The 26,000-nt window shown below is 61.1% G+C and carries 24 protein-coding genes and 1 pseudogene; 12 read left to right on the top strand and 13 right to left on the bottom strand.

The annotated features are described in order from the left end of the window. The first annotated feature begins 118 nt into the window (after window positions 1-118). The 3 genes from UCMB321_RS15080 (at window position 119) to chrA (ending at window position 3,361) form a co-directional block, all read left to right on the top strand. On the top strand, window positions 119-937 hold the full coding sequence (locus tag UCMB321_RS15080; protein WP_040068163.1) for an alpha/beta fold hydrolase: 819 nt from the start codon (window positions 119-121) through the stop codon (window positions 935-937). A gap of 128 nt (window positions 938-1,065) precedes the next feature. Continuing rightward, window positions 1,066-2,010 carry a chromate resistance protein ChrB domain-containing protein gene (locus UCMB321_RS15075; RefSeq protein ID WP_040068160.1) on the top strand — a complete coding sequence of 315 codons (945 nt, stop codon included), beginning with the start codon at window positions 1,066-1,068 and terminating at the stop codon, window positions 2,008-2,010. Further along, window positions 2,003-3,361 carry a chromate efflux transporter gene (gene chrA, locus UCMB321_RS15070; protein WP_040068158.1) on the top strand — a complete coding sequence of 453 codons (1,359 nt, stop codon included), beginning with the start codon at window positions 2,003-2,005 and terminating at the stop codon, window positions 3,359-3,361. The genes UCMB321_RS15075 and chrA overlap by 8 nt, the downstream gene beginning before the upstream one ends. 73 nt (window positions 3,362-3,434) lie before the next feature. Here chrA and UCMB321_RS15065 read toward each other — a convergent pair whose 3' ends face one another. The 3 genes from UCMB321_RS15065 to UCMB321_RS15055 all read right to left on the bottom strand — a co-directional run bounded on the left by UCMB321_RS15065 (window position 3,435) and on the right by UCMB321_RS15055 (window position 6,325). Next, window positions 3,435-4,571, bottom strand: a complete 1,137-nt coding sequence (locus UCMB321_RS15065) for a nickel/cobalt efflux protein RcnA (protein ID WP_040068157.1) — start codon at window positions 4,569-4,571, stop codon at window positions 3,435-3,437. A 7-nt stretch (window positions 4,572-4,578) separates the two neighbouring features. Then, window positions 4,579-4,884, bottom strand: coding sequence for a metal-sensing transcriptional repressor (locus UCMB321_RS15060; RefSeq protein ID WP_040068155.1), 306 nt, complete (start codon window positions 4,882-4,884; stop codon window positions 4,579-4,581). 538 nt (window positions 4,885-5,422) lie between these two features. Next, window positions 5,423-6,325: a LysR family transcriptional regulator gene (locus UCMB321_RS15055; RefSeq protein ID WP_040068153.1), complete on the bottom strand. Its 903-nt coding sequence runs from the start codon at window positions 6,323-6,325 to the stop codon at window positions 5,423-5,425. Between the two features lie 117 nt (window positions 6,326-6,442). Between UCMB321_RS15055 and UCMB321_RS15050 the strand changes: the two genes are divergently transcribed. Genes UCMB321_RS15050 through UCMB321_RS15030 form a run of 5 tightly spaced genes read left to right on the top strand, consistent with a single transcriptional unit; the run spans window position 6,443 to window position 11,295 of the window. Further along, window positions 6,443-7,633 carry a CaiB/BaiF CoA transferase family protein gene (locus tag UCMB321_RS15050; protein ID WP_040068151.1) on the top strand — a complete coding sequence of 397 codons (1,191 nt, stop codon included), beginning with the start codon at window positions 6,443-6,445 and terminating at the stop codon, window positions 7,631-7,633. A gap of 15 nt (window positions 7,634-7,648) precedes the next feature. Then, entirely contained in the window at window positions 7,649-8,617 is a 969-nt protein-coding gene (locus UCMB321_RS15045; protein ID WP_040068150.1) for a hydroxymethylglutaryl-CoA lyase, read from the top strand. Continuing rightward, the gene (locus UCMB321_RS15040; RefSeq protein ID WP_040068148.1) at window positions 8,614-9,009 is read left to right on the top strand and encodes a VOC family protein; all 396 of its coding nucleotides are present in this window, start codon (window positions 8,614-8,616) and stop codon (window positions 9,007-9,009) included. The genes UCMB321_RS15045 and UCMB321_RS15040 overlap by 4 nt, the downstream gene beginning before the upstream one ends. Next, window positions 9,006-9,947, top strand: a complete 942-nt coding sequence (locus tag UCMB321_RS15035; RefSeq protein WP_040068145.1) for a D-2-hydroxyacid dehydrogenase — start codon at window positions 9,006-9,008, stop codon at window positions 9,945-9,947. Before UCMB321_RS15040 ends, UCMB321_RS15035 begins: the two co-directional genes overlap by 4 nt. A 31-nt stretch (window positions 9,948-9,978) precedes the next feature. Then, window positions 9,979-11,295: a dicarboxylate/amino acid:cation symporter gene (locus UCMB321_RS15030; protein ID WP_040068142.1), complete on the top strand. Its 1,317-nt coding sequence runs from the start codon at window positions 9,979-9,981 to the stop codon at window positions 11,293-11,295. Window positions 11,296-11,373: 78 nt separating this feature from the next. Here the strand turns inward: UCMB321_RS15030 and UCMB321_RS15025 are convergent, their stop codons facing one another. Next, window positions 11,374-11,964 (bottom strand): TetR/AcrR family transcriptional regulator, encoded by a 591-nt coding sequence (locus UCMB321_RS15025; RefSeq protein ID WP_040068138.1) that lies wholly within the window; start codon window positions 11,962-11,964, stop codon window positions 11,374-11,376. 159 nt (window positions 11,965-12,123) lie between these two features. Between UCMB321_RS15025 and UCMB321_RS15020 the strand changes: the two genes are divergently transcribed. Next, window positions 12,124-12,993, top strand: a complete 870-nt coding sequence (locus UCMB321_RS15020; RefSeq protein WP_040068136.1) for an alpha/beta fold hydrolase — start codon at window positions 12,124-12,126, stop codon at window positions 12,991-12,993. Window positions 12,994-13,017: 24 nt separating this feature from the next. Next, window positions 13,018-14,016 carry an NADP-dependent oxidoreductase gene (locus tag UCMB321_RS15015; protein ID WP_040068134.1) on the top strand — a complete coding sequence of 333 codons (999 nt, stop codon included), beginning with the start codon at window positions 13,018-13,020 and terminating at the stop codon, window positions 14,014-14,016. 26 nt (window positions 14,017-14,042) lie between these two features. Here UCMB321_RS15015 and UCMB321_RS15010 read toward each other — a convergent pair whose 3' ends face one another. The 5 genes from UCMB321_RS15010 to UCMB321_RS14995 form a co-directional block, all read right to left on the bottom strand. Then, on the bottom strand, window positions 14,043-14,543 hold the full coding sequence (locus UCMB321_RS15010; RefSeq protein ID WP_040068131.1) for a heme-degrading domain-containing protein: 501 nt from the start codon (window positions 14,541-14,543) through the stop codon (window positions 14,043-14,045). 185 nt (window positions 14,544-14,728) lie between these two features. Next, on the bottom strand, window positions 14,729-15,112 hold the full coding sequence (locus UCMB321_RS30105; RefSeq protein WP_084615039.1) for a c-type cytochrome: 384 nt from the start codon (window positions 15,110-15,112) through the stop codon (window positions 14,729-14,731). A gap of 171 nt (window positions 15,113-15,283) precedes the next feature. Beyond that, complete coding sequence (locus tag UCMB321_RS15005; RefSeq protein WP_040068128.1) at window positions 15,284-17,524, bottom strand: xanthine dehydrogenase family protein molybdopterin-binding subunit; 2,241 nt, start codon at window positions 17,522-17,524, stop codon at window positions 15,284-15,286. A 12-nt stretch (window positions 17,525-17,536) separates the two neighbouring features. Continuing rightward, window positions 17,537-18,010 (bottom strand): (2Fe-2S)-binding protein, encoded by a 474-nt coding sequence (locus UCMB321_RS15000; RefSeq protein WP_040068126.1) that lies wholly within the window; start codon window positions 18,008-18,010, stop codon window positions 17,537-17,539. Between the two features lie 164 nt (window positions 18,011-18,174). After that, window positions 18,175-19,236 carry a LacI family DNA-binding transcriptional regulator gene (locus tag UCMB321_RS14995; protein ID WP_157015956.1) on the bottom strand — a complete coding sequence of 354 codons (1,062 nt, stop codon included), beginning with the start codon at window positions 19,234-19,236 and terminating at the stop codon, window positions 18,175-18,177. Between the two features lie 136 nt (window positions 19,237-19,372). Here UCMB321_RS14995 and UCMB321_RS14990 point away from each other — a divergent pair, with 136 nt between their 5' ends. Together UCMB321_RS14990 and UCMB321_RS14985 are read left to right on the top strand one after the other, a co-directional pair. Then, complete coding sequence (locus UCMB321_RS14990) at window positions 19,373-20,296, top strand: sugar phosphate isomerase/epimerase family protein (protein WP_040068122.1); 924 nt, start codon at window positions 19,373-19,375, stop codon at window positions 20,294-20,296. A gap of 25 nt (window positions 20,297-20,321) precedes the next feature. Beyond that, window positions 20,322-21,491, top strand: coding sequence for a Gfo/Idh/MocA family protein (locus UCMB321_RS14985; RefSeq protein ID WP_040068119.1), 1,170 nt, complete (start codon window positions 20,322-20,324; stop codon window positions 21,489-21,491). A 48-nt stretch (window positions 21,492-21,539) separates the two neighbouring features. Here UCMB321_RS14985 and UCMB321_RS31775 read toward each other — a convergent pair whose 3' ends face one another. The 4 genes and pseudogenes from UCMB321_RS31775 to UCMB321_RS14970 form a co-directional block, all read right to left on the bottom strand. After that, window positions 21,540-22,304, bottom strand: coding sequence for a methyl-accepting chemotaxis protein (locus tag UCMB321_RS31775; RefSeq protein WP_425338571.1), 765 nt, complete (start codon window positions 22,302-22,304; stop codon window positions 21,540-21,542). 105 nt (window positions 22,305-22,409) lie between these two features. Then, a pseudogene (locus tag UCMB321_RS31770) lies at window positions 22,410-23,426 on the bottom strand (HAMP domain-containing protein); the annotation flags it as partial. Window positions 23,427-23,527: 101 nt separating this feature from the next. Beyond that, on the bottom strand, window positions 23,528-24,874 hold the full coding sequence (locus UCMB321_RS14975) for an OprD family porin (RefSeq protein ID WP_040068114.1): 1,347 nt from the start codon (window positions 24,872-24,874) through the stop codon (window positions 23,528-23,530). Window positions 24,875-24,936: 62 nt separating this feature from the next. Further along, window positions 24,937-25,926 carry a M14 family metallopeptidase gene (locus UCMB321_RS14970; RefSeq protein WP_040068111.1) on the bottom strand — a complete coding sequence of 330 codons (990 nt, stop codon included), beginning with the start codon at window positions 25,924-25,926 and terminating at the stop codon, window positions 24,937-24,939. Window positions 25,927-26,000 lie beyond the last annotated feature (74 nt).

Genomic DNA, 26,000 nt, shown 5'->3' with positions numbered 1-26,000 from the left:
GTATGAAAGCCTTCCGAAATCGGTCATTTACAGACGGCCTGGTCCCCTTGAAATTGCTGCCTGTGCCGCCGGCAACCCTTGTCTCGGCGACAACGTGTTCGTTCAAGGAGTTATTCACGTGTCTTCGCCAGAAACGTTCATTTATACGCAACTTCCGCTGACGGTAGAGGGTGTTCAACTGAACGTCGCCGCTATTTATCGCCAGGGGGCCTTGGCGCCCATTGTATTCCTGCATGGTTTTGGCTCGACTAAAGAGGATTACGCCGACATCGTGCAGCAGGCTGCATTTGCCGGTCATCCCTTTGTCGCTTATGACGCTCCGGGGTGTGGCGAGAGCCAGTGCGGTGATCTGTCGAAGATCTCCATCCCCTTTCTGCTTAACACCGCGTTGCAGGTGCTGGAGCATTTCGGTATCGAGCGCTTCCATCTGGTCGGCCACTCCATGGGCGGACTCACCGCGCTGATGCTCGCCCATCAGTTTCCGGAGCGGGTGCTCAGCTTCGTCGATATCGAGGGCAATATTGCCCCGGAAGACTGTTTTCTCAGTCGTCAGATCGTCGACTATCCGACGGATGATCCCGAGGTGTTTTTTGCGGCGTTCATCGCCCGTACCCGACAGGCACCGGCTTATGCCAGCGCGCTTTACTCGGCAAGCTTGCGGCATAAGGTGCGGGCCGGGGCGGTGCGCGGGATCTTCCAGTCGATGGTCGATCTTTCCGATAACGCCAACCTGATGGGCAAATTCCTCGGACTGAAATGCCCGCGCATGTTCATGTACGGCGAGCAGAACGCCTCACTGTCCTACCTTTCGCACATTCAGGCCGAAGGCGTGCGACTGGCGCCCATCGCGCAGTGTGGGCATTTCCCCATGTATTCCAATCCGATTGCGATGTGGCAGCAGATCGCCGATTTTCTGAGCAGCGGTCATTCAGGCTGAGACAACTGGAGGAGGGCCGAATGGAGCAAAAGGGTGAGTGGGCACATCCTTGGCTGCCGAAACAGCTTTCCAATTTCCATGTGCTGGAATAATGTAGATGTATCTACATTTTTTCGATCTATCACTACATGAAAAATTGGTTGGCGCTGATCCTGGGGTTACCGACCGCAAATGCCACCGAGCGCATGCGTGCCTGGCGCGCGCTGAAAGCTTGCGGGGCCGCAGTTTTACGCGATGGTGCCTATCTGTTGCCAGATACCGGGGCCTGTCGAGAAGCGCTGGCCTCGGTTGAGCGCGATATCCTGGCCATCAATGGCACCGCCTATGTCCTGCCTGTAGTCGACCCGGATGGTGAACGCTTTATCGGGTTGTTCGACCGCAGCGAGGACTACAGCAGACTGCGCACTGAAATCGAGGAGTGCCGGGGACAGCTCACGGCCGAGAATGCGCTGTCCACCACCAGGCAGATTCGCAAGCTGCGCAAAGGCTACGAACAGCTGGTCAGCATCGATTACTTTCCAGGCAAGTCGAAGCAGCAAGTCGACGCGGCTTTGCAGGAGCTTGAGACAGCGGTCAGCCGGGCCTTGTCGGCTGACGAACCGCATAGCCGGGACCTGCCCATAACGGCACTCAGTCTTGGCGACTATCAGGGGCGTGTCTGGGCAACCCGCAGGCGTCCCTGGGTCGACCGCCTGGCTTGTGCCTGGTTGATCCGCCGGTTCATTGACCCCACCGCCCAGATCCTCTGGTTGAACAGCCCTCAGGACTGTCCAGCCGATGCGCTGGGGTTTGATTTCGATGAGGCGACCTTCAGTCATGTCGGCAACCGCGTGACCTTTGAAACCTTGCAAGCCAGTTTTGACATCCGGGAACCCGGTCTGGATCGCCTAGCTGCCCTGGTGCACTACCTCGACATCGGCGGTATTCAGCCGGTAGAGGCAGCAGGCATCGAACGGGTGCTGGCAGGGCTGCGTGAAACCATCACCCATGACGACCCTCTGCTGGCGGCTGCGAGCGCCATCTTCGACGGCCTGCTTGCAGCGTTTGTGAAAGAGGAACAGCCCAATGAGTAAAGTCTTGGCACCAGCGGTTGAAGAGGAACTGTCGAGGCCGGAAGCGATCAGTTTGCGCGAGGCGTTCTGGTTCTGGCTGAAGCTCGGCTTCATCAGCTTCGGCGGGCCGGCGGGGCAGATCTCGATCATGCACCAGGAGTTGGTGGAACGACGGCGCTGGCTATCCGAACGGCGATTCCTGCATGCCCTCAACTTCTGCATGCTGCTCCCAGGGCCGGAGGCTCAGCAACTGGCGACCTACATCGGCTGGCTGATGCATAGAACCTGGGGCGGCGTGATTGCCGGGGGGCTCTTTATATTACCCTCGCTGTTCATCCTGATTGCCCTGTCCTGGATGTATATCGCGTTGGGTGACGTACCGCTGGTGGCGGGTCTCTTCTATGGCATCAAGCCCGCCGTCACGGCCATCGTGGTGCAGGCGGCTCATCGGATCGGTTCCCGAGCCCTGAAGAGCGGTTGGCTGTGGGCCATTGCGACCGCTTCATTCGCGGCGATATTTGCATTTGATGTTCCCTTCCCGCTGATCGTACTGAGTGCGGCGTTGCTCGGTTACCTGGGCGGGCGCCTTGCTCCCGAGAAATTCAGAATCGGGGGGCACGGCGCGGCCAGGAAATCCTATGGCCCAGCCTTGATCGATGACGACACCCCGTCCCCTGAGCATGCCCGATTCAGTGGGGTAAAACTGGTTCTGGTGGTACTCGTCGGCGCTGCGTTGTGGGCGTTACCCATGGGCATCCTGACCGCACTCTTTGGCTGGGAAGGTACCTTGACCCAGATGGGCTGGTTCTTTACCAAGGCGGCGCTGCTGACATTTGGCGGTGCCTATGCGGTACTGCCTTATGTCTATCAGGGCGCGGTCGGCCACTATGGATGGCTGACGCCAACGCAAATGATCGATGGCCTGGCCTTGGGAGAAACCACTCCCGGGCCGCTGATCATGGTGGTGGCTTTTGTCGGTTTTGTCGGCGCCTATGTCTCCAAGGTGTTCGGTGCCGATCAGCTGTTCCTGGCGGGGGCCCTTGCTGCCACGTTGGTGACCTGGTTCACCTTCCTGCCTTCGTTCCTGTTCATTCTCGTGGGTGGTCCGTTGGTGGAGGCGACTCAAAACGAACTCAGGTTCACCGCGCCGCTGACCGGCATTACCGCCGCCGTGGTCGGGGTCATTCTCAATCTGGCGGTGTTCTTCGGCTATCACGTGCTGTGGCCCAAAGGGTTCAGCGGCACCCTGGATTGGCCCTCTGCGTTGATCGCGATTGCGGCAGCGATTGCCTTGTTTCGCTTCAAGCGTGGGGTGATTCAGGTATTGCTGGCCTGTGCCGTCGTTGGTTTGGCGGTGCATCTGCTGCGCTAGGCTGCATGGGCAGCTACGTGGCGGCACCGAATGCCGCCACGTAGCGGGTGAGTTGAAACACTCAAGTGTCGCCTTATGCGTTCAAGCCGATCCAGCCATGGATACCCACGTACAGGCCGACGCCGATGATCAACACGCTGGACAGGTAGGGTGCTCGACGAGCAACGCTGCCCAACCAGGGCCAACGGTTGGATGCCTGCCTGGCGCCAATGGCCGCGGCAGCACCTACAGTCACCAAAGTGATTGCCAAGCCGATGCTGAAGCACAGGACGAGCATCCCTCCCAGTGCCACCTCTTTAACCTGAAGACACAACAGCAGGACGGTAATGGCGGCAGGGCATGGAATCAGGCCGCCGGTCAGACCAAACATGACGATCTGTCCCGTGGTGACTTTGCGGTTGGTGAAGCGCTTGCGGATGTCATTGGCGTGCGCACGCTCGTGCGCATCCTGATAGCCATCAATCGACAACTCCAGGCCTTCCAGCTCGGAATGCACGTGCCCGTGATCATGTTCCTGGTACTCCAGGTCGTAATCGTGGGAGTGCCCCGCATGTCCAAGGCTCAAGCGTGCACTGAACTCATGCGGTTCCGGGATATCGACCGTTGATTCCAGGAAGCCCTCGCGCTCGATGAAAGCGAACGACTGAGTGCTACCGTCCGGACGGGTAGTCGTCAGGCGAACATCCGAGGCGGACCAGGCATGGCCGGTCAAGGTCTTGAAGCGCCAGTGCGGTGGCATGCCTTCTTCGAAGATCGACAGTTCGATGCGGCCATGGCCAGTATCGATTCGATGGGTTTCATCAGGGTGACCATGGTCATGCTCTCCATGATGGTGGTGATCATCCTGCTCGAACCTGGCCATCCGCTCACCGTTCCAGGTACGCCACAGCATCCAGAGCGCAATCACGATGATCAGCGCGGAGGAGGCGAGCTGAAAGTAAGGCTCGGTGGTTTGGGCATCCAGACCTTTGCCCAGGTACATACCGCCGATGGCAACCAGCCACACCACCGCCGTGTGCGAAAGCGTAGCGGCCAGGCCCAGTAACACGGCCTGTTTCAGCGTGCCACGGATGGCGATGATGAAGGCGGCCATCATGGTTTTTGAATGACCCGGTTCCAGGCCATGCAGGGCGCCAAGCAGGATAGCGCTCGGGAAATACAGCCAGGCGTGTGAACCGCCTTGTTGCAAGAGTTCAGCGAGGTTTGGCATGTCAGACCTAGAGGTACTTGGTGATTTGTTTAAAGGCTTCCAGCGGTGCGCGCTCGCCAGTGTTCAACGCCGAAACGGTGTCTTCCAGGCAGTGATCGATGTGATCCTGGATGAGCGTGCGCTTGGCCTGGCACACCGCCTTCTCCACGGCATGCAACTGCTGGGCGATGTCCACGCACTCACGACCTTCTTCGATCATGGTGATGATGCTGCGCAGATGGCCATCCGCCCGTTTTAGGCGCTTGATGATCGCTTCATGGCTTTGGTGGATGTGAGGGTGGCTGTGTTCGTGTTCATGTTCATGCTTGCTCATGGCTTGGGTCTCGATGAGTGGCGTAAATATACTATCCCCCACTATAGGATGCGGTCAAACGCATCAAGGCTCAAAAACTGGCCATGGCCGCGTTGCGGCCCTTGATCCCGGCTATTCAGTCAAGGAAATGGGATATTGAAAACGCCGCGTAACCTGTAGGAGCGCCGGTCGACGCTCGATTGCCAGCGATGAGGCCATTGAGCCTTGCAGCGCCCATGCGGACGCCATCGCCGGCAAGCCAGCTCCTACAGGGACGGTGTTCGGCCTTAACTGAATGCAGTTCTTAACGGACAGACATTGCCCAGCCTGCCGATCAGAACCCAGCCATGGCCTGTTTCGCCTCAATCAATCGGCTGGCTGTCCAACTCGGACGGTACCTGATGAGACGGGGGCGCACCCTCAAGCAGGGCATCCACCACCGCGCGCGCTACCTCCACCGAATGCAGCATGCCCCAGAACGGCACCCTCTCGACCGGGTTGGTATGCAGGCCATTTCGCCTGTTGATTGAGCGCCGCCGAACTGTGTGTGGGGCACATATCAGCCGCGCACGCTGCTTAGATATTCAAATAACTTGGCCGCCTCCGGAGCCAGTTGCGCCGCATCTTTGACCCCGACGAACAAGGTGCGCTGCGCCCAGTCATCGCTCAAGTCGACGGCCATCAGTCGAGAACCGAGCAATTCGCTGCGTACCGCTTGCAGCGGCAAGATCCCGATACCCAGGCCGGCTTCGATCATGCGGCAGATACCGTCGAAGCTGCTGACCTGGATGCGCACCTTGAGGATCTTGCCCGCACCCACGGCGGCGTCGGTGATGCGGCGCAGCAACGAGCTGCCCTGGTTGAGCGCCACATAATCGAAACCGAGCGTGTCCGTGAAGGACACGCTACGCACATTGGCCAGTTCATGGCCGACGGGTACCAGCAACACCAGGCGGTCGTCACGATAGGGCAGGGTGTAGAGCCCTTCGGCCGGTACGTTGTCGGCAAAAATACCGATATCGGCACGCCCGCTTTCCACTGCTTGAATGATCGGTTCGCTGAGGGCTTCTTCCAGCCCGATACGCACGTTCGGGTTGGCCTGGAGGAACTGCGCCAGGTCATCTGGCAGGAACTGGACCACGGCGGAAGTGTTGGCGCACAAGCGTACATGCCCGCGCACCCCCACCGCGTAATCACTGGCGTCACACGCCATGCGGTTCACACCTTCGAGAATGGTCCTGGCGTGCTCGACCATCCCTTGTCCCGCCGCCGTCAGTTCAAGTCCCCTCGGCAGGCGCACGAACAACGGGCACTGGGTCGTGCGTTCCAGCTCGGCCAGGCGTTTGCTGGCCGCCGAGACCGTCATGTTGGCCTTCTCGGCGGCCCGGGTCAGGTTGCCGGACTCGGCGGCGAAGATCAGCAGGCGCAAGGACAACAGATCGAAATGCAGGGGATTGATCATCAAGGGGGTCCGAGGTTTTCCATTCTGGAAAGGGTAGTGGCGAAATATGAAATTTTCATCTGCCCGGTTTCTGTCGATTATCCAGGTCACAAGTACTCGACAAGAACGGTAAACGTCATGGAATTACCTCTGCAAGGTGTCAAGGTCGTGGAGCTCGGTCAACTGATTGCCGGACCCTTTGCGGCGAAAATGCTCGGTGAATTCGGTGCGCAGGTGATCAAGATCGAGCCGCCGGTCACCGGGGACCCGCTGCGTAAATGGCGCCTGCTGCACGACGGGACTTCCGTCTGGTGGGCCGCGCAGTCGCGTAACAAACGCTCGCTGACCCTCGATTTACGCCAGCCCGAGGCACAACAGGTGGTGCGTCAGTTGGTGGCGGATGCCGATGTGCTGATCGAGAATTTTCGCCCGGGGACCCTGGAAGGTTGGGGGCTGGGCTGGGACACGCTGCACGCGCTGAACCCGAAGCTCATCATGCTCCGGGTCTCCGGTTATGGTCAGACCGGGCCTTACCGCGACCGTCCCGGATTTGGCGTGATCGGCGAAGCCATGGGCGGGCTGCGCCATCTCTCCGGCGAGCCCGGGCGTACGCCGGTCAGGGTCGGCGTTTCCATTGGCGACTCGTTGTCGGCCTTGCACGGGGTGATCGGCATTCTGCTGGCCTTGCGTCACCGCGAACAGAACGGCGGGCAAGGGCAGCAGGTCGACGTGGCGCTGTACGAGTCGGTGTTCAACATGATGGAAAGCCTGTTGCCCGAATACTCGGTGTTCAACGCCATTCGCGAGCCCGCCGGCAGCAGCTTGCCGGGGATCGCGCCGACCAATGCCTATCGTTGCCGCGACGGTGGCTTTGCCCTGATCGCCGGCAATGGCGACAGCATCTATCAACGCCTGATGGAGGTGATCGGCCGCCGTGACCTGGCGAGCGATCCCGACCTTGCGCAGAACGATGGCCGGGTATTGCAGGTCGAGCGCATCGACGCCGCCATCGCCCAATGGACCGCGCGGCTCGGCCTCGATGAAGTCCTGTCGATCCTGACCGAGGCGCGTATCCCCGCCGGCAAGATCTACAACGCCGCCGACATCGCCCAGGACCCGCACTACCGGGCGCGCGACATGCTGCTCGACAGCCGGCTGGACGACGGCACTGCGGTGACCTTGCCCGGCATCGTGCCCAAGCTGGGCAGCACGCCGGGGCGCGTGGCGCACTCGGCGCCGACCCTGGGCCAGCATACCGCCGAGATTCTCGGCGAGCTGGGTATCGACCCCGCGCAGCAGGCCGACTGGCGCCAACGCGGCATCATTTGAACCCGAGGAATGTCCATGCAACGTCTGTTTTTGCAGGAAGTCGCCACCCGTGACGGCTTCCAGAACGAAGCGCGGTTTATCGAAACCGCCGACAAGATCGCCATGATCGATGCCCTCAGCCAGTGTGGTTTCGCCAAGATCGAGGTCACCTCATTCACCTCGCCCAAGGCCATTACCGCGCTGCGCGATGCCGAGGCGGTGATGCAGGGCATCCGGCGCAATCCGGCGGTGGAGTACACCGTGCTGGTGCCCAACGTGCGCGGCGCCGAACGGGCGCTGGCGTGCAACATCGATGAAGCCAACCTGGTGATGTCGGTCAGCGAACCGCACAACCGCTCCAACCTGCGCATGAGCCGCGAGCAGTCGTTCGCCCAGCTCAGCGAAGTGTTCCGCGTGATCGGCCAGGCGCCGGTGGCGATCAATGTGTCGTTGTCGACGGTGTTCGGCTGCCCGATGCAGGGCGATGTACCGGTGGGCGAGGTGTTGCACTGGGTCGAGCGCTTTGCCGAACGGGGCGCCCGTGGCGTGACCTTGTGCGACACCACCGGCATGGCCTATCCGAGCCAGGTCGAGGCACTGTCCCGGGCCGTGCGCGAGCGCTTTCCGGCGCTGCAACTGACCCTGCATTTCCACAACACCCGTGGCATGGCCCTGGCCAATGCCCTGGCGGCCATCGACGCCGGTGTCGAGCGTTTCGATGCCTCCCTCGGTGGCCTGGGCGGTTGCCCTTACGCGCCGGGGGCCAGCGGCAATGTCTGCACCGAAGACCTGCTGCACATGCTGCAGTTGATGGGTTTCGACACCGGGGTCGACCTGGACCGCGTGCTGGCGATTGCCGCGCAGTTGCCGGGGCTGGTCGGCCACGACATTCCCAGCCAGATCCTCAAGGCCGGCAAACGCCTGGACCTGCACCCGATTCCCGCCCATGTCGCCAACCTGGAAAAGCAGGTGCCGTCGACCCGAACCCAGGAGCTGCAACCATGATCGACCATCTTGACCACCTGGTACTGACCACCATCGACCCCGTGGCTGCCGAGGATTTCTACGTGCGGGTCATGGGCATGCAGGTGCAGACCTTTGCCGGTGGGCGCAAGGCGTTCGCCTTCGGCCAGCAGAAGATCAACCTGCACGTGCGCGGCCACGAGTTCGAGCCCAAGGCGCACCTGCCGGTGCCGGGGGCGCTGGACCTGTGTTTTATCGCCTCGATCCCCCTCGATCAGGTGATTGCCCACCTGGCCCGTGTCGACTGGCCCATCATCGAAGGCCCGGTGTTGCGCACCGGGGCCACCGGGCCGATCCGTTCGGTGTATGTGCGTGATCCGGACCTGAACCTGATCGAGATTTCCGAGCCCGTAGAACCGGAGCGTGCAGCATGAGGGTGGTGTTTCTCGACAGCGCCAGCCTGCCGGTGGGCCTTGCGCGTCCGGCCTGGGTCAGCGACTGGCAGGACCGTTCCGACACGCCACCGGACCAGGTGGTGGACGCGGCCCGCAATGCCGATGCGCTGATCACCAACAAGGTCCGCATTGGCCGGGCCGAACTTGAACAGTTGCCCAACCTGCGCTTTATCTGCGTTGCGGCCACCGGTTACGACTGCATTGACCTGGCGGCCTGCCGTGATTTCGGTGTGACGGTAAGCAATGTCCCGGCCTATTCGGCGCAAAGCGTCGCCGAGTCGGTGATCGCCTCGATCTTCGCCTTGCGGCGACAGCTGTTCGCCTACCAGGCCGCCGCACAGCGGGACTGGCCGACTTCGCGGCATTTCTGCGTCCATCGCGCGCCGATCCAGGATGTGCAGGGCAGCGTGCTGGGCATCATCGGCCGGGGCGCTATCGGCCTGGCCGCCGCACGCCTGGCGAGTGCCCTGGGCATGCAGTTGCTCTATGCCGAACACCGTGGCGTGATCCCTGTGCGCAAGGGCTACCAGACCTTTGAAACGGTGCTGGCGCAAAGCGACGTGATCTCGCTGCACTGTCCGCTGAGCGAGCACACCCGCCACCTGATCGGTGCCGCGGAACTGGCGCAGATGAAGCCCGGTGCCTTGCTGATCAATACCGCGCGCGGGCCGTTGGTGGATGAAAGCGCGCTGCTCGCGGCACTGGACAGCGGCCGCCTCGGCGGCGCGGCCCTCGATGTGCTGGGTCAGGAACCACCGACGGCCGACCAGCCATTGCTCACCAGTCGCCATGCCAACCTGATCGTCACGCCCCATGTCGCCTGGGCCAGCCAGAGCAGCCTGCAACGGCTGGCCGACGGGATCCTCAGCAACCTGCACGGCTACTACTCGGGGAACCCGATCAACCTCGTGTCGTAAAGGCTTCACCACCCAACAAGAAGGTCCGCCCATGACAACCATAACAATAAGAGAACCGCGCCATTCACGGCTGCGCGGCGTGTTCCGCCATCTGTATGTGCAGGTGCTGCTGGCGATCGCGCTGGGCATCCTCTTCGGTCATTTCTACCCCGGTCTCGGTGAGGAAATGAAACCGCTGGGTGACACGTTCATCAAGCTGATCAAGATGCTGATCGCGCCGATCATCTTCTGCACCGTCGTCAGCGGCATTGCCAGTATGCAGAGTCTCAAGCGCATCGGCCGGGTCGGCTTCAAGTCGTTGCTGTACTTCGAGGTGCTGACTACGCTGGCGCTGGTGGTCGGGCTGATCGGCGTGAACCTGATGCAGCCCGGCGCGGGCATGCACATCAACCCGGCGAGCCTCGATGTCCATGCCATCGACAGCTACAGCAAGCTGGCCCATGAACAGAGCGTGGTGGGCTTTCTCACCCATATCGTGCCCAGTACCGTGTTGGGCGCGTTTGCCGAGGGTGACATCCTCCAGGTGCTGTTCATTTCCATTCTGTTTGCCTTCGCCTTGCAGATGCTGGGTGCCGCCGGCAAGCCGCTGCTGCACCTGATCGACCTGGTGGCCCAGGCGTTTTTCCGCATGGTCAGGATGGTGATGTATGTCTCGCCGCTGGGGGCCTTCGGCGGCATGGCCTTTACGGTTGGCAAGTACGGCGTCGGCTCCCTCGGGGCGTATGGCCACTTGCTGATCTGCTACTACGTGACGGCGCTGTTCTTTGTGCTGGTGATACTCAACCTGGTGGCGCGCCTGGCGGGTTTCAGCCTGTGGCGGTTCCTCAAGTACATCCGCGACGAGCTGTTTCTGGTGCTGGGCACCTCGTCTTCGGAGTCGGCCTTGCCACGCCTGATGGGCAAGCTGGAGCGTCTGGGCTGCGAGAAGTCGGTGGTGGGGCTGGTGGTGCCTTCGGGTTACTGCTTCAACCTCGACGGCAGTTGCATCAACATGACGGTGCTGGCGATCTTCATCGCCCAGGCGCTGGATATCCCCCTCGACCTGTGGCACCAGGTCACCTTGTTGTTGATTCTGCTGCTCACCTCCAAGGGCGCGGCCAGTATCACCGGCGGGGCGTTCATTACCCTGGCGGCCACCCTCGGTAGCCTGGATGTGATCCCGGCGGCGGGGTTGGTGCTGGTGCTTGGGGTCTACCGCTTCATTTCCGAGGGCGGGGCGTTGATCAACGTGATTGGCAACGGTGTGGCCACGTTGTTCATTGCCAAGTGGGAAGGGGCGCTGGACGAAGAGAAGCTGGCGGCCGAATTGCACAAGGGTTGTGCCCGCGAGCCAGAGGTGCAGCCCTGAACGAGTTGTCGTGAGACAGCCCCAGGACCGCTCAGTCCACGAACACTGGACGGTCCTAGGTTTCCGAGACGGCTTGTCTCAAACCGTAGCTCTTGGCGTGGCGGGCAACAGGGGCGCGAGCATTTCCGTGCGGCAGGCCTCGAGAATCTCATCCGCCAGTGGCGAGTCATCCGGACAGGCGCGCGACAACACGATGGCACCGATCGCCTGGGCCAGCAGGTTGATCATCTTTGCGCGCACGTTGTGCTGATCCATGTCGCCCGGCGCCGTACCTTCGCGCTCAAGGACGGCCAGCGTGTTTTCGATCCCGTCGGCAAAGGTCGTCCTGATCTCTTCCGGCTGACGCGCGGCGTCCCCGCAGAGGGCCGCCATCGTGCAGCCAAGGCTGCGGGCATCACGGTGCTCCCGTGACACGTAAAGGTTGACGAACTCGGCGAGGTCAAGGCCGGCGCTATTGGCCAGGGTCTGGGACAGCCCGCACGCGGCGGCTTCGGCCATCAAATCGGCTTTTGAGCGGAAATGCTTGTAGAACCCGCCATGGGTGAACCCGGCAGCCGCCATCAGGTCTGCCACCCCCACACCGTCATAGCCACGTTCGCGAAACAGGACGGAGGCCGTCTCGACGATGCGCGCCCGGTTCGCCTGGGCCTGCGCTTTGGTGACTTTCATATCCCAATGCCTCTTTGCGTCTGCCAACCGTCAGGTGGTCACTATACATAGATGTCGATCATCATCAAAGATGTTGACGGTTTGGATTATGATCATCATCATAAAGATGCGCCAATACCTGTCATAAGCGACACCCCTACGAGACGCGCGGAGTCAAGCATGAGCCATGCCCACAAACAGCTTCACCCAGGGCCCGATACACCGTATGGACAGGCTGCGAACCGCTCGATCAATGTCGGCGGGACGGCTTTTGCCTACCGTGACCTGGGCCCTCGCAGCGGTGTGCCATTGATTCTTCTCAATCATTGGGGGGCGGTATTGGACAATTTCGACCCGCGGATCATCGATGGCCTCGCCAGCAGGCGCCGGGTTATCGCCACTGACTACCGGGGTATCGGCGCGTCGGGTGGAACGGCCCCCGTGACCATCGGCGCCATGGCACAGGATGCAATCGCCCTGATTCACGCGCTGGGCTTCGAGAAGGTCGACCTGCTCGGCTTTTCCCTTGGCGGATTCGTGGCGCAGGACATGGCGTTGAGAGCCCCCGAGCTGGTCCGCAAGCTGATTCTGACCGGTACGGGACCCGCCGGCGGCAAAGGTATCGACAGGGTAGGGGCCACGTCCTGGCCCTTGATGATCAAGGGCTTGCTGACGCTGCGCGATCCCAAGTTCTACCTGTTCTTCACCGCCACGGCCAATGGTCGCCAGGCCGCGAAGGACTTCCTGAAACGATTGAAGGAACGCAAGGAAAATCGGGACAAGGCTCCCACGCCTGCGACCTTCCTGCGGCAGTTGAGGGCGATCGAAGCCTGGGGCCGGCAGGCGCCCCAGGATCTGGGCAGCCTTCGGATCCCGGTACTGATCGCCAACGGCGATAACGACATCATGGTTCCTACCGTCAACTCTACCGATATGGCGCGTCGCATTCCTGATGCGCAACTGATCATTTACCAGGACGCCGGGCATGGCGGGATTTTCCAGCACCATGCCGACTTCGTGCCCAAGGCCTTGTCCTTCCTCGACGCCTGACACCCTCCAGAGAGCTGAATCACCATGAAGGCATTTTTTATCGATCGCTATGGCAAGCGTCATGGACGTATTGGCCAGTTGCCCGACCCTGAGATTCGGGACAACGACGTGCTGGTCCAGGTCCATACCTCCAGCGTCAACCTGTTGGATTCCAAGATCAGGACGGGAGAGTTCAAACTGATCCTGCCGTATCGCTTTCCACTGATCCTGGGCAATGACCTGGCGGGTGTCGTGGTCCGGGTGGGGCCTGGCGTGACTCGGTTCAAGCCGGGCGATGAGGTCTATGCCCGCCCTCGCGAGGATCGTATCGGCACCTTCGCCGAGCTGATTGGCGTGACGGAAGACGCGCTTGCGCTGAAACCCCGGAACCTCGGCATGGACGAAGCCGCTGCCGTTCCCCTGGTTGCGCTGACGGCCTGGCAGGTGCTGGTGGAGACCGCCAAGCTGAAGCAGGGGCAGAAGGTGCTTATCCATGCCGGCTCGGGTGGGGTGGGCACGATCGCCATCCAGCTCGCCAAGCATCTGGGGGCGTTCGTGGCGACGACCACCAGCACAAGCAATGTCGAGTGGGTAAAAGCGCTGGGCGCGGACGTTGTGATCGACTACAGGAAGCAGAACTTCGAGAGCGTGCTGCAGGACTACGACGTCGTACTGAACAGCCTGGGCGCAGATGTCCTTGAGAAATCACTCAAGGTCCTGAAGCCGGGTGGCCAGCTGATTTCCATCTCCGGTCCACCGACCCCGCAATTTGCCGAAGAGCAGGGACTGTCCTGGGGACTGAAGCAGGTCATGGGGCTCTTGAGCTACGGCATCCGGAGGAAAGCGCGCAAACTCGGTATCCGCTATGTATTCGTCTTCATGCGGGCCAGTGGTGCTCAACTGCGTGAGATCAGCGCCCTTATCGAGTCCGGCGCGATCAAGCCGGTAGTGGATCGAACCTTTCCATTCGAGTCGACAGCCGATGCCCTGAACTATGTCGAACAGGGGAGAGCGAAAGGCAAGGTGATCATCAAGGTCAGGTAATGACGCGTCACTCCGCCGGGCTTTCGTTATTCGTGGCTGTCCATTGCCAACTGGCGTGGGTCAACGCCACACATCTGAGCCAGTACCTGGACGACCAGTGCATGATCTTCGCGCTGGGGGAGCCCGGAAACAGTGACTGCCCCCACGCATCCCACGGTGCGGACTACTATCGGGAAGCTGCCGCCGTGGTCGGCGTAATCACGCAGCGGCAGGCCCATCGAGCTTTCGAGTGACTCTCCCTGCAGCTCAAAGGTGCGGCCAACCCGGTAGGAACTGAGTTCCATCAGTTCGACCACATTGCGCTTGCGTCGCGCCCAGTCGGTGTTGCTCGCAGCGGTGCCCGGCATCGCGTAGAAAAACACCGTCTCCCGGGCCAGCCTGACCTCGATGGTGGCGGACACGCCTTGCTTCTCGCAGGCAGCCTTCAAACGAGTACCCAGGTCCCAAGCCGTGGTTTTATCGAAGCGTTCGAACTTCAGGGCTTGCTCTTGAAGTTCGATTCGCTGCAGATCGTTTTTTAGGTCCATGTTCTCTTACTCATAAACACTGGGTTGGGGGAATGCTCGTCGCCCTCTAAGTTATAAAGTTTGAAGAGGATTCAGCGAGAGCCACTGGTCATGTCTTATATCTCATCAGCTTTTCTCTGAATAATTTGTTTCTAACGAACCCTGAAATGGCTCTTGGATTTTTGTGCCCGCCGCTTATCTCAAACTCATCGATTTTTTGAAATCATACCACCCATGTATTGATTTAAATCGCGTAGATCCTTGATGCTCCAAGAGTGTGGCGATAGCTTTACACCATTCTCTTGCAAAGTTCTTGGAATCAAATCTCCATTTGGGCGAAGTATTATCGATGATACAATAACGCCCGGATAATCATTTAGTCGTTTTTTGAAGGTAGATGTTGTAAGGTCAGGTGTAGGAGGATTGCTTTTATTAGCCAATGGTCCTGTTCCTTTGAGATCTATTCCGTGGCACATGACACATCTCTGTGAATAGAGATTTTTCCCATTGACATTGTCCGCGAAGGATAGTGATGCTTGAATTAGCGATAAAACTCCTAGCGAAGCGATGAATAATATTTTTATTTTCACTTTCCATGTGGCCTTGTTGTATAAATCAGATCTGAATCGAGGGCAAACCCCGGAAGTGCCACTGTAACATTTCAAGGTTTGACGAAGCGAGGTCGCTCCCAAGCTTTGAATGGGAGCGACCCTCTGATCATCGAACGGTCCGTCAAGGTAGAACCCTATGAGCAAGTGCCGTTACACCAGTTTGAAGGGCAACTGACGCACCGGCTTACCCGTGAGACTCGCGATCGCATTCGCAAAGGCGGGGGCCAAGGGGGGCAGGCCGGGCTCGCCCATCCCGGTGGGTGGCTCGGCGCTGGGTACGATGTGGATGGCAAACTCGGGCATGTCGGTGATACGCGGAACGCTGAAGTCAGCAAAATTACTCTGTTGCACGACACCCTCTTTCAGGGTGATAGCACCGCCCGGCAGGCACATCGACAAGCCCATAAGGGCAGCACCTTGCACCTGGGCTTCAACGCTGCGCGGGTTGACCGCCAGGTTGCAGTGTACGCCGGCGGTCACATGGTGCAGCACCGGACGGCCGTTCTGCACCGAGGCTTCCACGACGTAGGCCACCACCGAACTGAAAGACTCGTGTACCGCAACGCCCCAGGCCCGGCCGGCAGGCAGCTCACGTTTACCATACTGGCTCTTGTCCACGGCCAATTGCAGCGCCGCGCGATGGCGCGGACTCTGATCGGCAAACAGTTTCATCCGGTAAGCCACTGGATCCTGCTTCGTGGTTCGGGCGATCTCATCGATCAACGTCTCCATCACGAAGGCGGTGTGGGTGGAGCCCACACTGCGCCACCACAACACCGGTACGTTGAGTTTCGGGTGATGCACGGTCAGGCGCATCGGCAGCGGGTAGGGATCACGCATTCCTTCCGTCGCCGTGGGATCGATGCCGTTCTTCACCCGTCCCCCGAACATGGTGCCCGTGATGATGGACTGTCCGACCAATACGTGGTCCCAGGCCAGCACCTTGCCGCTGTCGTCGAAACCGATGCGCGCGCGGTGCAGGTGCATGGGGCGGTAATAGCCGCCCTTGATGTCGTCCTCGCGGCTCCATAGCGTGCGCACCGGTACATTCAAACCGGCCGTTCGTGCTGCCTTGGCCACCTCGCAGGCCAGCACCACAAAGTCGCTAGTGGCTACGCCACGCCGACCAAAGCCGCCGCCAGCCGTCTGCACGTTGATCTGAACCTGCTCGGGCTTGAGATTGAGTACGCGGGCGGCGGCCACGCTGTCGGTGCCGGGAAGCTGGGTACCCACCCACAACTCGGCGCGGCCCTCGGAAAGCTGGACCGTACAGTTCAACGGTTCCATGGGCGCATGGGCCAGGTACGGGAACACGAACTCGGCTTCCAGTTGATGCGGTGCTGTTGCCAGCGGCGCCATGTCCGCCTCGAAGTGGCGTGGGCCGGGGTGGCCTGCCAGCTCCCGGTAGTCGGCCAACTGCTTCTCGCTGTCGACCTTCTCTACGGTCGATGTGTCCCATTGCAGCTTGAGTGCATCACGCCCTTGTTTGGCCTGCCAGTAGCCGTCGGCCACGACTGCCACGCCTTCAGCCCCCCCATCAAGCGGGACACGCAGCACTGCCTTCACGCCTTTGACGGCGCGGGCCGCGCTGTCGTCTACAGAGGAGAGCCTGGCGCCGAACACCGGTGGGCGGGCCACCACGGCGGTGAGTTGCCCTGGCAGGCGCACATCGATACCGAAATTCTGCTGGCCACTGCTCTTGGCCTTGGCATCGATGCGCGTGGTGGCATGGCCAATGATGCGGAAATTTTTGGGATCCTTGAGCGTGATCTTCTCGGGCACGGGCAGCGCCATCGCGGCCTCGGCCAGTTCGCCATAGCTGGCTTTGCGGTCCGCCGGGCCGAGCACCATACCGGCATGGGTGCTCAGGCTCGCCACGTCCAGGTTCCAGCGTGCTGCAGCCGCGGCAAGCAGCATGGCGCGAGCACGAGCGCCGAGTTCGCGATACTGGGTATAGCTGTTCTTGATCGAGTTGGAGCCGCCGGTGAGATGCATGCCATAGAGCGGGTCCTGGTAGGCGATATCGCTGGTGCCGTTGCGACTGCGCACGAGGCTCCAGTCGGCATCGAGCTCTTCGGCAAGGATCATCGGCAGGCCTGTCTGCACACCCTGGCCGAACTCCAAGCGGTTGATGGTCACCGTGACCTCTCCATTGGGCGCGATTTGCACGAAGGCGGAGGGTTGCTCATTCGGCTTGAGGGGGCCTGCGGCGACGCCGCTGTCCTGTTGCGCCAGGGCCAAGTGAGGAAAGGCACCCAGCGCAAGGCCGCCGACGCCAAGGATCTTGAGGAAGCTGCGGCGGGGGAGTGTGGCGGGACCGTCGGCCTGATCACGCTCAAGCATGTGTTGCAACGCGTGAGGGAGCTCGTCCGGGTAGGTGTCGTTGAACATGGCGAACTCCGGTCAGGCGAGGGCTTTAGCGGCATCAGCCACCGCAGCTCGGATACGGGCGTAGGTGCCGCAGCGGCAGATGTTGCCGGCCATGGCCGAGTCGATCTCGGCCACCGAGGGCTGCTTGCCCTTGGGGTGGGCCTTGAGGAAGGCCGTCGCGCTCATGATCTGACCGCTCTGGCAGTAACCGCATTGCGCCACGTCGTGCTTGACCCATGCCTCACGTACGGCGGTACCGACCGGGTCGCTGCCATTGGTGGTCGCTTCGATCGTCGTGATCTTCCTACCCTCGGCGGCTGCGATAGGCGTGACGCAGGAGCGAATGGCCTGACCATCCAGGTGAACGGTGCACGCACCGCACAGGGCGGCGCCGCAGCCGAACTTGGTGCCGGTCATGCCCAGCGTGTCGCGCAAGGCCCAAAGAATGGGGGTGCCTGGGTCTATATCAACCGTGTAGTCACGGCCATTGATGTTGAGGGCACTCATAATGGGATAGCTCTCCGGGAATGAGTTGGATCAGTATTTCGAAATGACGTGTGTCGAAGGAAGAATGATCGCCACCGGTGATTGTAGGATGAGTTTTCCTTGATTGCCGAACGCTGAAATCGGGATAGAGTCATAAGCTGAGTTAATTAATCACGTGTTGCCATTCAGCAGAGGCTTTCCGGCACGTCGATCTGCAGCGCAAGCGTGAACTTCGTGGCGACATCCGCGGCGGGATCTATCGCCGCCTCCACCATGGCCTTGACGGCGGTCTGCGCCAGCGCCATGACCGGATGGGAAAGCACGGCTTGAACGACACCATCACGCAGGGCTGCCCGGGTGAGCGTTGTCAGGTCGTGGCACACCACGCTGGGCAACGCGATCTTCCGGGCTTGCAGTTCGCGCAGGGCGCCGATGACCCCCTCGATGCCGCCGCCGGCCACATACAGGCCGACCAGGTCGGGCTGGCTGCTCAGCAGGTCGAGCGTGCCGGCATAGGCGAATTCCTCATCCTCCAGGGTGAGGCGTGTCGCCAGTAGCTCCCAGTCCTGGGATTGCTCGGCAAGGAAGGAGCGGAAGCTCATTTCGCAAAGTTCCTGGCACTGGAAACGCTGGGTGCCCACCATCACTGCGACAGGCCCCGCCTGGGCCGCCAGATGCTTGATGAACCAGCCCGCGGTGCGACCCATTGAGCGGTTGTCGACCCCGACATAGCTGGCCTGGGCCGAGGCACTGAGTTCCGACACCAGGGCAACAGTGGGTATGCCGGCGGCCCGCAACTGCGCCATGGCTTCGCGCACGTCCGGATGATCGGCCGCCACCACACCGAGGGCGTCGACCTCGCCTTGCAGCTTGAGGATGCGTTGCGCGGTGGCGTCCGGGGCGAGGTCATCGATGTAATGGATCATCACCCGCACCTGCGCTCGGACGCTGGACGCGGCGGCCTCGCCCAGGGCCCGGGCCAAACCCTGGTAGAACGCCACGCCGCGCTTTTGCAGCAGAAACCCCAGGCGCACGGTCGGGCGCTGCTGAAGCAGGCGTTGCTCGATCACATTGCGACCGTAGAAGCCCAGCCGGGCAGCCGCCTCGGCGATACGCCGGGCGGTATCGGCGCGCACATTGGCCCGCAGGTTCATCACCCGATCCACCGTGGACAGGCTGACGCCCGCGGCCTCGGCGACATCCTCCATGGTCGGACGGCGAGTGCTCGGGTGGTTGGGCTCTGACATGAAATGAAAGCTTCCTTGTTGGTTTTGACAGGTTATGACAGGTATGGCCGACGGACTATAGCAGCCGAGTACGCCGGCCACTTAGGATTTCCCTGAGCCAAACAGCCCCTCATAACAACAATCCCAGGAGCCTGACATGTCCCTTCATATCTCCACTGCCCCTTGTTGCTGGGGCGTAGACGACGTCAACAACCCGCATCTGCCCGAGTGGCAACAGGTCCTCGGCGAAGCCGCGCAAGCCGGCTATCGCGGCATCGAGCTGGGACCGTACGGTTACCTGCCGCTCGATGCCACCGTGGTGGGCGCAGAGCTCGCCGAGCAGGGGCTGCGGGTGGTGGCCGGTACGATCTTCGACAATCTGGTCGATCCGGCCAACCTGCCGAATCTGCTGGAGCAGACCCGAAATATCTGTACCTTGCTCAAGCAGTTGCCGGAGATTCCCAAGGAGCCGGGGCAGCGCTTCGCCATGCCCTGCCTGGTGGTCATCGATTGGGGGCATGAAGTGCGCGACTACGCGGCCGGACACTCCGCGCGTGCGCCGCGCCTGGCGCCCGCCGCCTGGGCGGGCATGATGAGCCATATCCGGGCCATTGCCGATCTGGCCTGGTCGGCGTTCGGCGTGCGCACGGTGATCCACCCCCATGCCGGCGGCTACATCGAATTCGCCGACGAACTGGCGCAACTGGTCGCCGACATTCCCCATGAAGTCGCCGGGTTGTGCCTGGACACCGGTCATCTTTATTACGCCGGCATGGACCCGGTGCAGACCTTGCGCCAATACGCCGATCGCCTCGATTACCTGCATTTCAAGGACATCGACCAGGCCGTGTTCGATCAGGTGCTGGGCGAACACATCAGCTTTTTCGCCGCCTGCGCCAAGGGCGTGATGTGCCCGATCGGCCAAGGTGTCATCGACTATCACGCCTTGCGTGAGCTGATTACCGAGCTCGGTTACCAGGGCTACATCACGGTCGAGCAGGAACGCGATCCGCGTAATGCCCATGGCAGCCTGCGCGATGTTGCAGCCAGCCGCGCCTACCTTGCCCAGGTCGGTTTCTGATTTCTCCCACGCGAAGGACTTATCGATGATCAATGGCAGCAAGCGTATTTCCCAACCTCTGCGTTGGGCCATGGTAGGCGGCGGACGCGACAGTCAGATCGGCTACATCCACCGCAGCGCGGCATTGCGTGACCAGTCGTTCGCGCTGGTGGCCGGCGCCTTCGACCTGGATCCGCAGCGAGGTCGGGCCTTCGGTATCGAGCTGGGGGTCGACCCCGAACGCTGCTATACCGACTATCGCAGCCTGTTTGCCGGGGAGGCCGGGCGGCCCGATGGCATCCAGGCGGTTTCCGTGGCGACCCCCAACGGTACCCATTTCGCGATCACCAAAGCGGCTCTGGAAGCGGGGCTGCATGTGGTCTGCGAAAAACCGTTGTGCTTCACCCTTGAAGAGGCGCAGACCCTGCGGGAAATCGCCCTGTCCAGAAACCGGATTGTCGGGGTGACCTACGGCTACGCAGGGCATCAACTGATCGAGCAGGCCCGGGAAATGATTGCCGCGGGCGAACTGGGCGACATCCGCATGGTGCACCTGCAGTTTGCCCATGGTTTCCATTGCGAGCCGGTGGAGACGCAAAGCCAGGCCGCTCAATGGCGAGTCGATCCGCGCCTTGCCGGCCCCAGCTATGTGTTGGGCGATGTCGGCACCCATCCGCTGTACCTGTCGGAAGTGATGCTGCCCGAGCTCAAGATCATAAGGTTGCTGTGCACGCGCCAGAGCTTTGTCAAAAGCCGCGCGCCGCTCGAGGACAACGCCTACACACTGATGGAGTACGAAGGCGGGGCCACGGGCAGTGTCTGGTCAAGCGCGGTGAACGCCGGCTCCATGCATGGCCAGAAGATTCGCGTGATCGGTTCCAGGGCCAGCCTTGAATGGTGGGACGAGCGGCCGAACCAACTGTCCTTCGAAGTCCAGGGCAAACCCGCCCAGGTGCTGGAGCGCGGGATGGGCTACCTGCATCCGCAGGCATTGCTCGATGACCGGATCGGCGCCGGGCACCCGGAAGGGCTCTTCGAGGCCTGGGCCAACCTCTACTACCGTTTCGCCCTGGCCATGGACGCTGCCGACCGTGGCGATCAGCAACGGCTGGCGACACTGCGTTACCCGGATATCCATGCCGGTGTCGAAGGCGTCCGTTGGGTCGAGCGCTGTGTCCAGTCGGCCAATGGCGGTGGGGTCTGGGTCGACTACTGAGACGCGTTCAACGAGGTGTCACCCGCATGGCAGCACCCCGGCAAACCGTCATATCTTGAAGTGTGTCACCAGGTGCTGCAGCCTGACGGCCTCACGCTCCAGATCAACGCAGGCATTGAGCGTCGAATGCAAGTTCGTCACGCCGTGATGGTTCAAGACATCTATCTGCGCCATGTCGTCGTTGATCGAGAGCACCACCGCCGTCTGCTCCTCCGTGGCGGCCGCGACAGACTGGTTCATCGCATCTATTTCACCGATGCGCCGGGCAACCCGACCCAGGCGTTCCCCCGCCTGGTTGGCTACCGTCACGCTGGTCTCGCTTTCGCGCTGGCTCTCGGTCATGGTCACCACGGCGGCTTGTGCGCCGATTTGCAACTGCTCGATCAAGGTGTGCACTTGTTGCGCCGAGTCCTGGGTGCGATGTGCCAGGTTGCGCACTTCATCGGCGACCACGGCAAAGCCTCTGCCGGCTTCCCCGGCACGTGCCGCCTCAATGGCCGCGTTCAACGCCAGCAGGTTGGTTTGCCGCGATATGCTGGTGATGACCTCGAGAATCTGCCCGATGTCGGCAGTCTGGGTGGCGAGCTGCTCGATGGTAATACGCGACTTGTCGATATTTCTCGACAGCCGATTGATCGCCTCGATGGTCGTTTCGACAACGTTTTGACCGTCATCGGCCAACTGCCGAGCGTCATTGGAGCTTTGCGACGCCAGCGCCGCATTGCGGGCGATCTCAGAAGATGCCGCGCCCAGTTGATGGATCGCCGATACCACGCTCTCGGTGCGTGCCGCCTGCTCATCGGAATGGCTCATCGAAGTGCTCGACACCCGGGTCACCAACGTCGCGACGTGATTGAGGCTGGCACTGGTGCTCGCCACCTCGCGAATGGAGCCTTGAATGAATGCCAGAAAGCGATTGAACGACTGTGCCAGTGTCCCGAACTCATCACGGGAGTTGATCGGCAGGCGCTGGGTCAGGTCGCCTTCGCCATTGGCGATGTCTTCCAAGGCTCGTCCCATGGTGTGCAGCGGCCGCATCAGCCAACGGATCAACACACCGAGCAACAGGATGATGATGGCGACCGCTATCAAGGTGGCGGTGATCGCCAGGGTGCGTAACTCACCCAGCATCGAGAACGCCGCCTGTTGGTCGATGACCATCACCACGTACCAATTGGCCGAAGGCACTCCCTCGACAGGGGTGAAGGAGACGAACTGCGAGCCGCTGCCGCTGCGGATTTCACGGACGCCTGAAGTGGGTGCCGGCGTGCCCTGTGGGAAGACCTCCTTGAGGCCCTTGAGGATGTACTGGTTGTCCGGATGGACCAGCACCTTGCCGTCGGCGCTGACGATGAAGGCGTAACCATGCCCGCCGAAATCCAGGGTGTTGATCATCTTGCTCAAGGCGTCGAGGGACAGGTTGGCACAGGCCACGCCGGAGCGGTCTTGATACTTCACAGGCGTCGCCACGGTCATCACCAGCTTTCCCGAAGAAGCCGCGACGTAGGGTTCGGTAAATACGGTCTGTTGCTTGTCCTGCGCCGCCTTGTACCAACTGCGCACCCTGGGGTCATAGTCTGCGGCGCGCACACTTTCCGGCAATGAAAACATCGAGCCGTCGCTACCACCGTATGAAATCAGCTGGAAGTTTTCTGCATAGACCGGCAAGTCGATGGCCTTGAGCAGGGTGGCCTTGTCAGTCCCCTCGACGTTGAGTCGTTGGCCCAGTGTCTGGATCAACTGCATGCGGCTTTCCAGCCAGGCCTGAATATCGTGGGCGGTCAGCCTGCCCAACTGCTGTAACTTCGCGTCAACATCGCCGCGCAAGGTTTGCCGCTGCCGATAGTCGCTGACGTAGATGAAAGCACTGAAGACCACGATGACGATCAGGGCGGCGGCGATCAATATTTTGCGACTGAAACCCAGGCCTTTCATCGGCACACCTCCTCGATAAATCGGCTACGAACGAGCCGATGAAACCTGCGGGCAGCCGGGTACCGTCCGCAGGCATTGGGTATTTTGAAATCAGGGGGGAATCAGAACAGCGGCAAGCTATAGCTGATCATCAGTCGGTTATGGTCGGCATCGGCGGTACCGATCGCCGCCTGGCTGCGATAGGTGGCGTTGCGCCAGGTCACGCCCAACCCCTTGAGCGGACCATCGGGCAGTACGTAGGCGATGATCAGGTCACGCTCCCACTCCCGGAGTCCACCGGTCGCCGAAGCGATCTGGTCGCCCTTGTAGTAGGACACTGTACTGGTCAGCCCTGGCACGCCAAGGGCGGCAAAGTCATAAGCGTACTGGCCGATCCAGGTGCGTTCGCCAGCACGGGTGAAGTTGCTGACCAGGCGATCGGTGTTGAGATAAACGCTGGCGCCATCGCCTTGGTTGATGAACGGCATGGCGCTATCCCCCGAGGATTTCTGGTAACCGAGGCTGAACGCGTGGCCGGAAAGGCTGTAGGTGAACAACGAGCTGAACAGGTCGTTATCGACCTTGCCGTGAGTGACGCCGTTACCGTAGTAGCCGGTACTGGTGTAACCCTCGGCGCGGCCAGCGGTGCTGCCGTTCTTGCCATCCGAATCACTCACGAAATAGCGCAGGTCCGATTTGAACGAGCCCACCGGCAGCGGTAGCGTGTGAGTGAGGCCAAAAAAGTGTTGTTGGTAAAAATTATCCAGTTCGCCGTAGTAGTACTGGGCGAGCAGGTTTTTGCTGACCTGGTAATCGCCACCTGCGTAGTAGAAGGCGTTGCTGCGGCGCAGGTTGCTGGTGCCGGGCACATTACCCGCGCCACCGATCGACAGCGCCTGATTATCGGTGGACGCCCGGGCCTTGGCGTGCTCCAGGCGCCCGCCGACCAACGTGAGATTGTCGATTTCCTTGCTGGTAACCTGGCCGCCCTCGAACGTTTGTGGCAGCAAACGACCGTCGTTGGCATAGATGACCGGTAGTTTCGGTTGTAGCGTTCCGTAGCGAAATTCGGTTTTGGAGAGTTTCATCTTGGCCGCCAACCCGAGGCTGGCGTATTCATCTACCGGGCTGCCGTTGCTCAGAGGCTCCAATACACCTGGGGTGCGGTCGCGGCCGGCCTTGGTTGCATTGCCACCCGAATCCAGTTTCATGCCCAACAAACCAAGGGCATCGACGCCGAAGCCGAGGGTGCCCTGGGTGAAACCGGACTGATAATTGAGCATGAAGCCCTGTGCCCACTCCTTGATGTTCGGCGTCGTGCTGTTGCGGGTATCGTTACTGATGTAAAAGTTGCGCAAGGTCAGGTCGGCGTGACTGTCCTCGATGAACCCGGCGGCTTGCACCCATCCACTCATGAGCGGGCTGACGGTGCCTGCGCCCATCATGATGATCCATGGCATTTTTTTCATTCAACGCATCTCCAGTCGTAGCAAGGGGGAAGGGGGGAGAGTGGGATTTGCGAGGACGGGTGCTAGTGCGGGATATCCAGCACCTTGGCCAGTCTTACGACGGTGACGCCAGGGCTGAGATGCCTGAGCGACGGCTGGACCAGCACGCAGTTGTCATAGGGCGTGACGATCTCCTGATCACCGTCCCGAGCGATGACCGTTCCAGCACGGGCGATCAGCTCCAGTCCGCGGAAGTCCTCGACAAAGTTAAAGTCCATGCTGTTGGCGACCACCGGCTCAGTGACCTGGAGGAAGCGCTGAGGTCCGGGTTCACGGGGGCTGAGAAACGCTGCGACGTCTTCTTCGGACACCGCCTGGGTGGTGATCAGAAAGCGCGCCGCCACATCCAGTGCGACCTGCCGGCTGCGTTGCGAAAAGTGCTGGCCGGTCTCGACCAGCAATGCGTTCTTCCTGCTGGCGGCATCGTTGAAATCAGCGTAATCACGCAGGCGACGACCGTTGGCGTGACCGGCATCGACGACGACGGTTGCCGGCACTCCCAGCGTTGCGGCGAACTCCAGGCCCTTGGTGCGTGCACCGCACATCATCAGCGGCGCGGACTCTTCATGCATCGAGTGGATGTCAAGCAACAGGTCGACGCTGTCAATGAAGGGGCGCAGTTCGCGGGCCCGGCGCAGTTCGAGGGACTGCTGCTCACTGTCGAGCTTCGCGGGTAGCCAGACGCGATTCATGTCTTCGTCGAGGTAACGGGTCGCATCGATGTCCTGTGGGTCGAAGCGGTGATAAGCCTCGACGTTGCCGAAGCCCAGGCTCAAGCGGCCCTGGCGAGGGCGCAAGCCACTGCGTAGGAACGCGTCCACGGCAATAGCGCCGCTGACTTCGTTGCCATGGGTCAGCGCCATGATCATCACGTGCGGTCCGGGTACGCCACTGTCGAAGCTGTGGACGTAGTCGACCCCGCAGTTACCGGTTTTCCATGGGCGGATATCGGGGAATTCAACCTCCACCGGGTACGGTTTCAGGGACGCACGAACTTGTTCAAGGGTCTTCATTTCGGTCTCCGACAGACAATAGCTTTCGCTTGCCGTGCAACCTGCAGGCGCGGCATGGACGATGGTTTTTACTG

The sequence above is a fragment of the Pseudomonas batumici genome (assembly GCF_000820515.1).
GTDB classification, from domain to species: Bacteria; Pseudomonadota; Gammaproteobacteria; order Pseudomonadales; family Pseudomonadaceae; genus Aquipseudomonas; species Aquipseudomonas batumici.
This window is presented reverse-complemented; position numbering and strand designations above follow the sequence as displayed.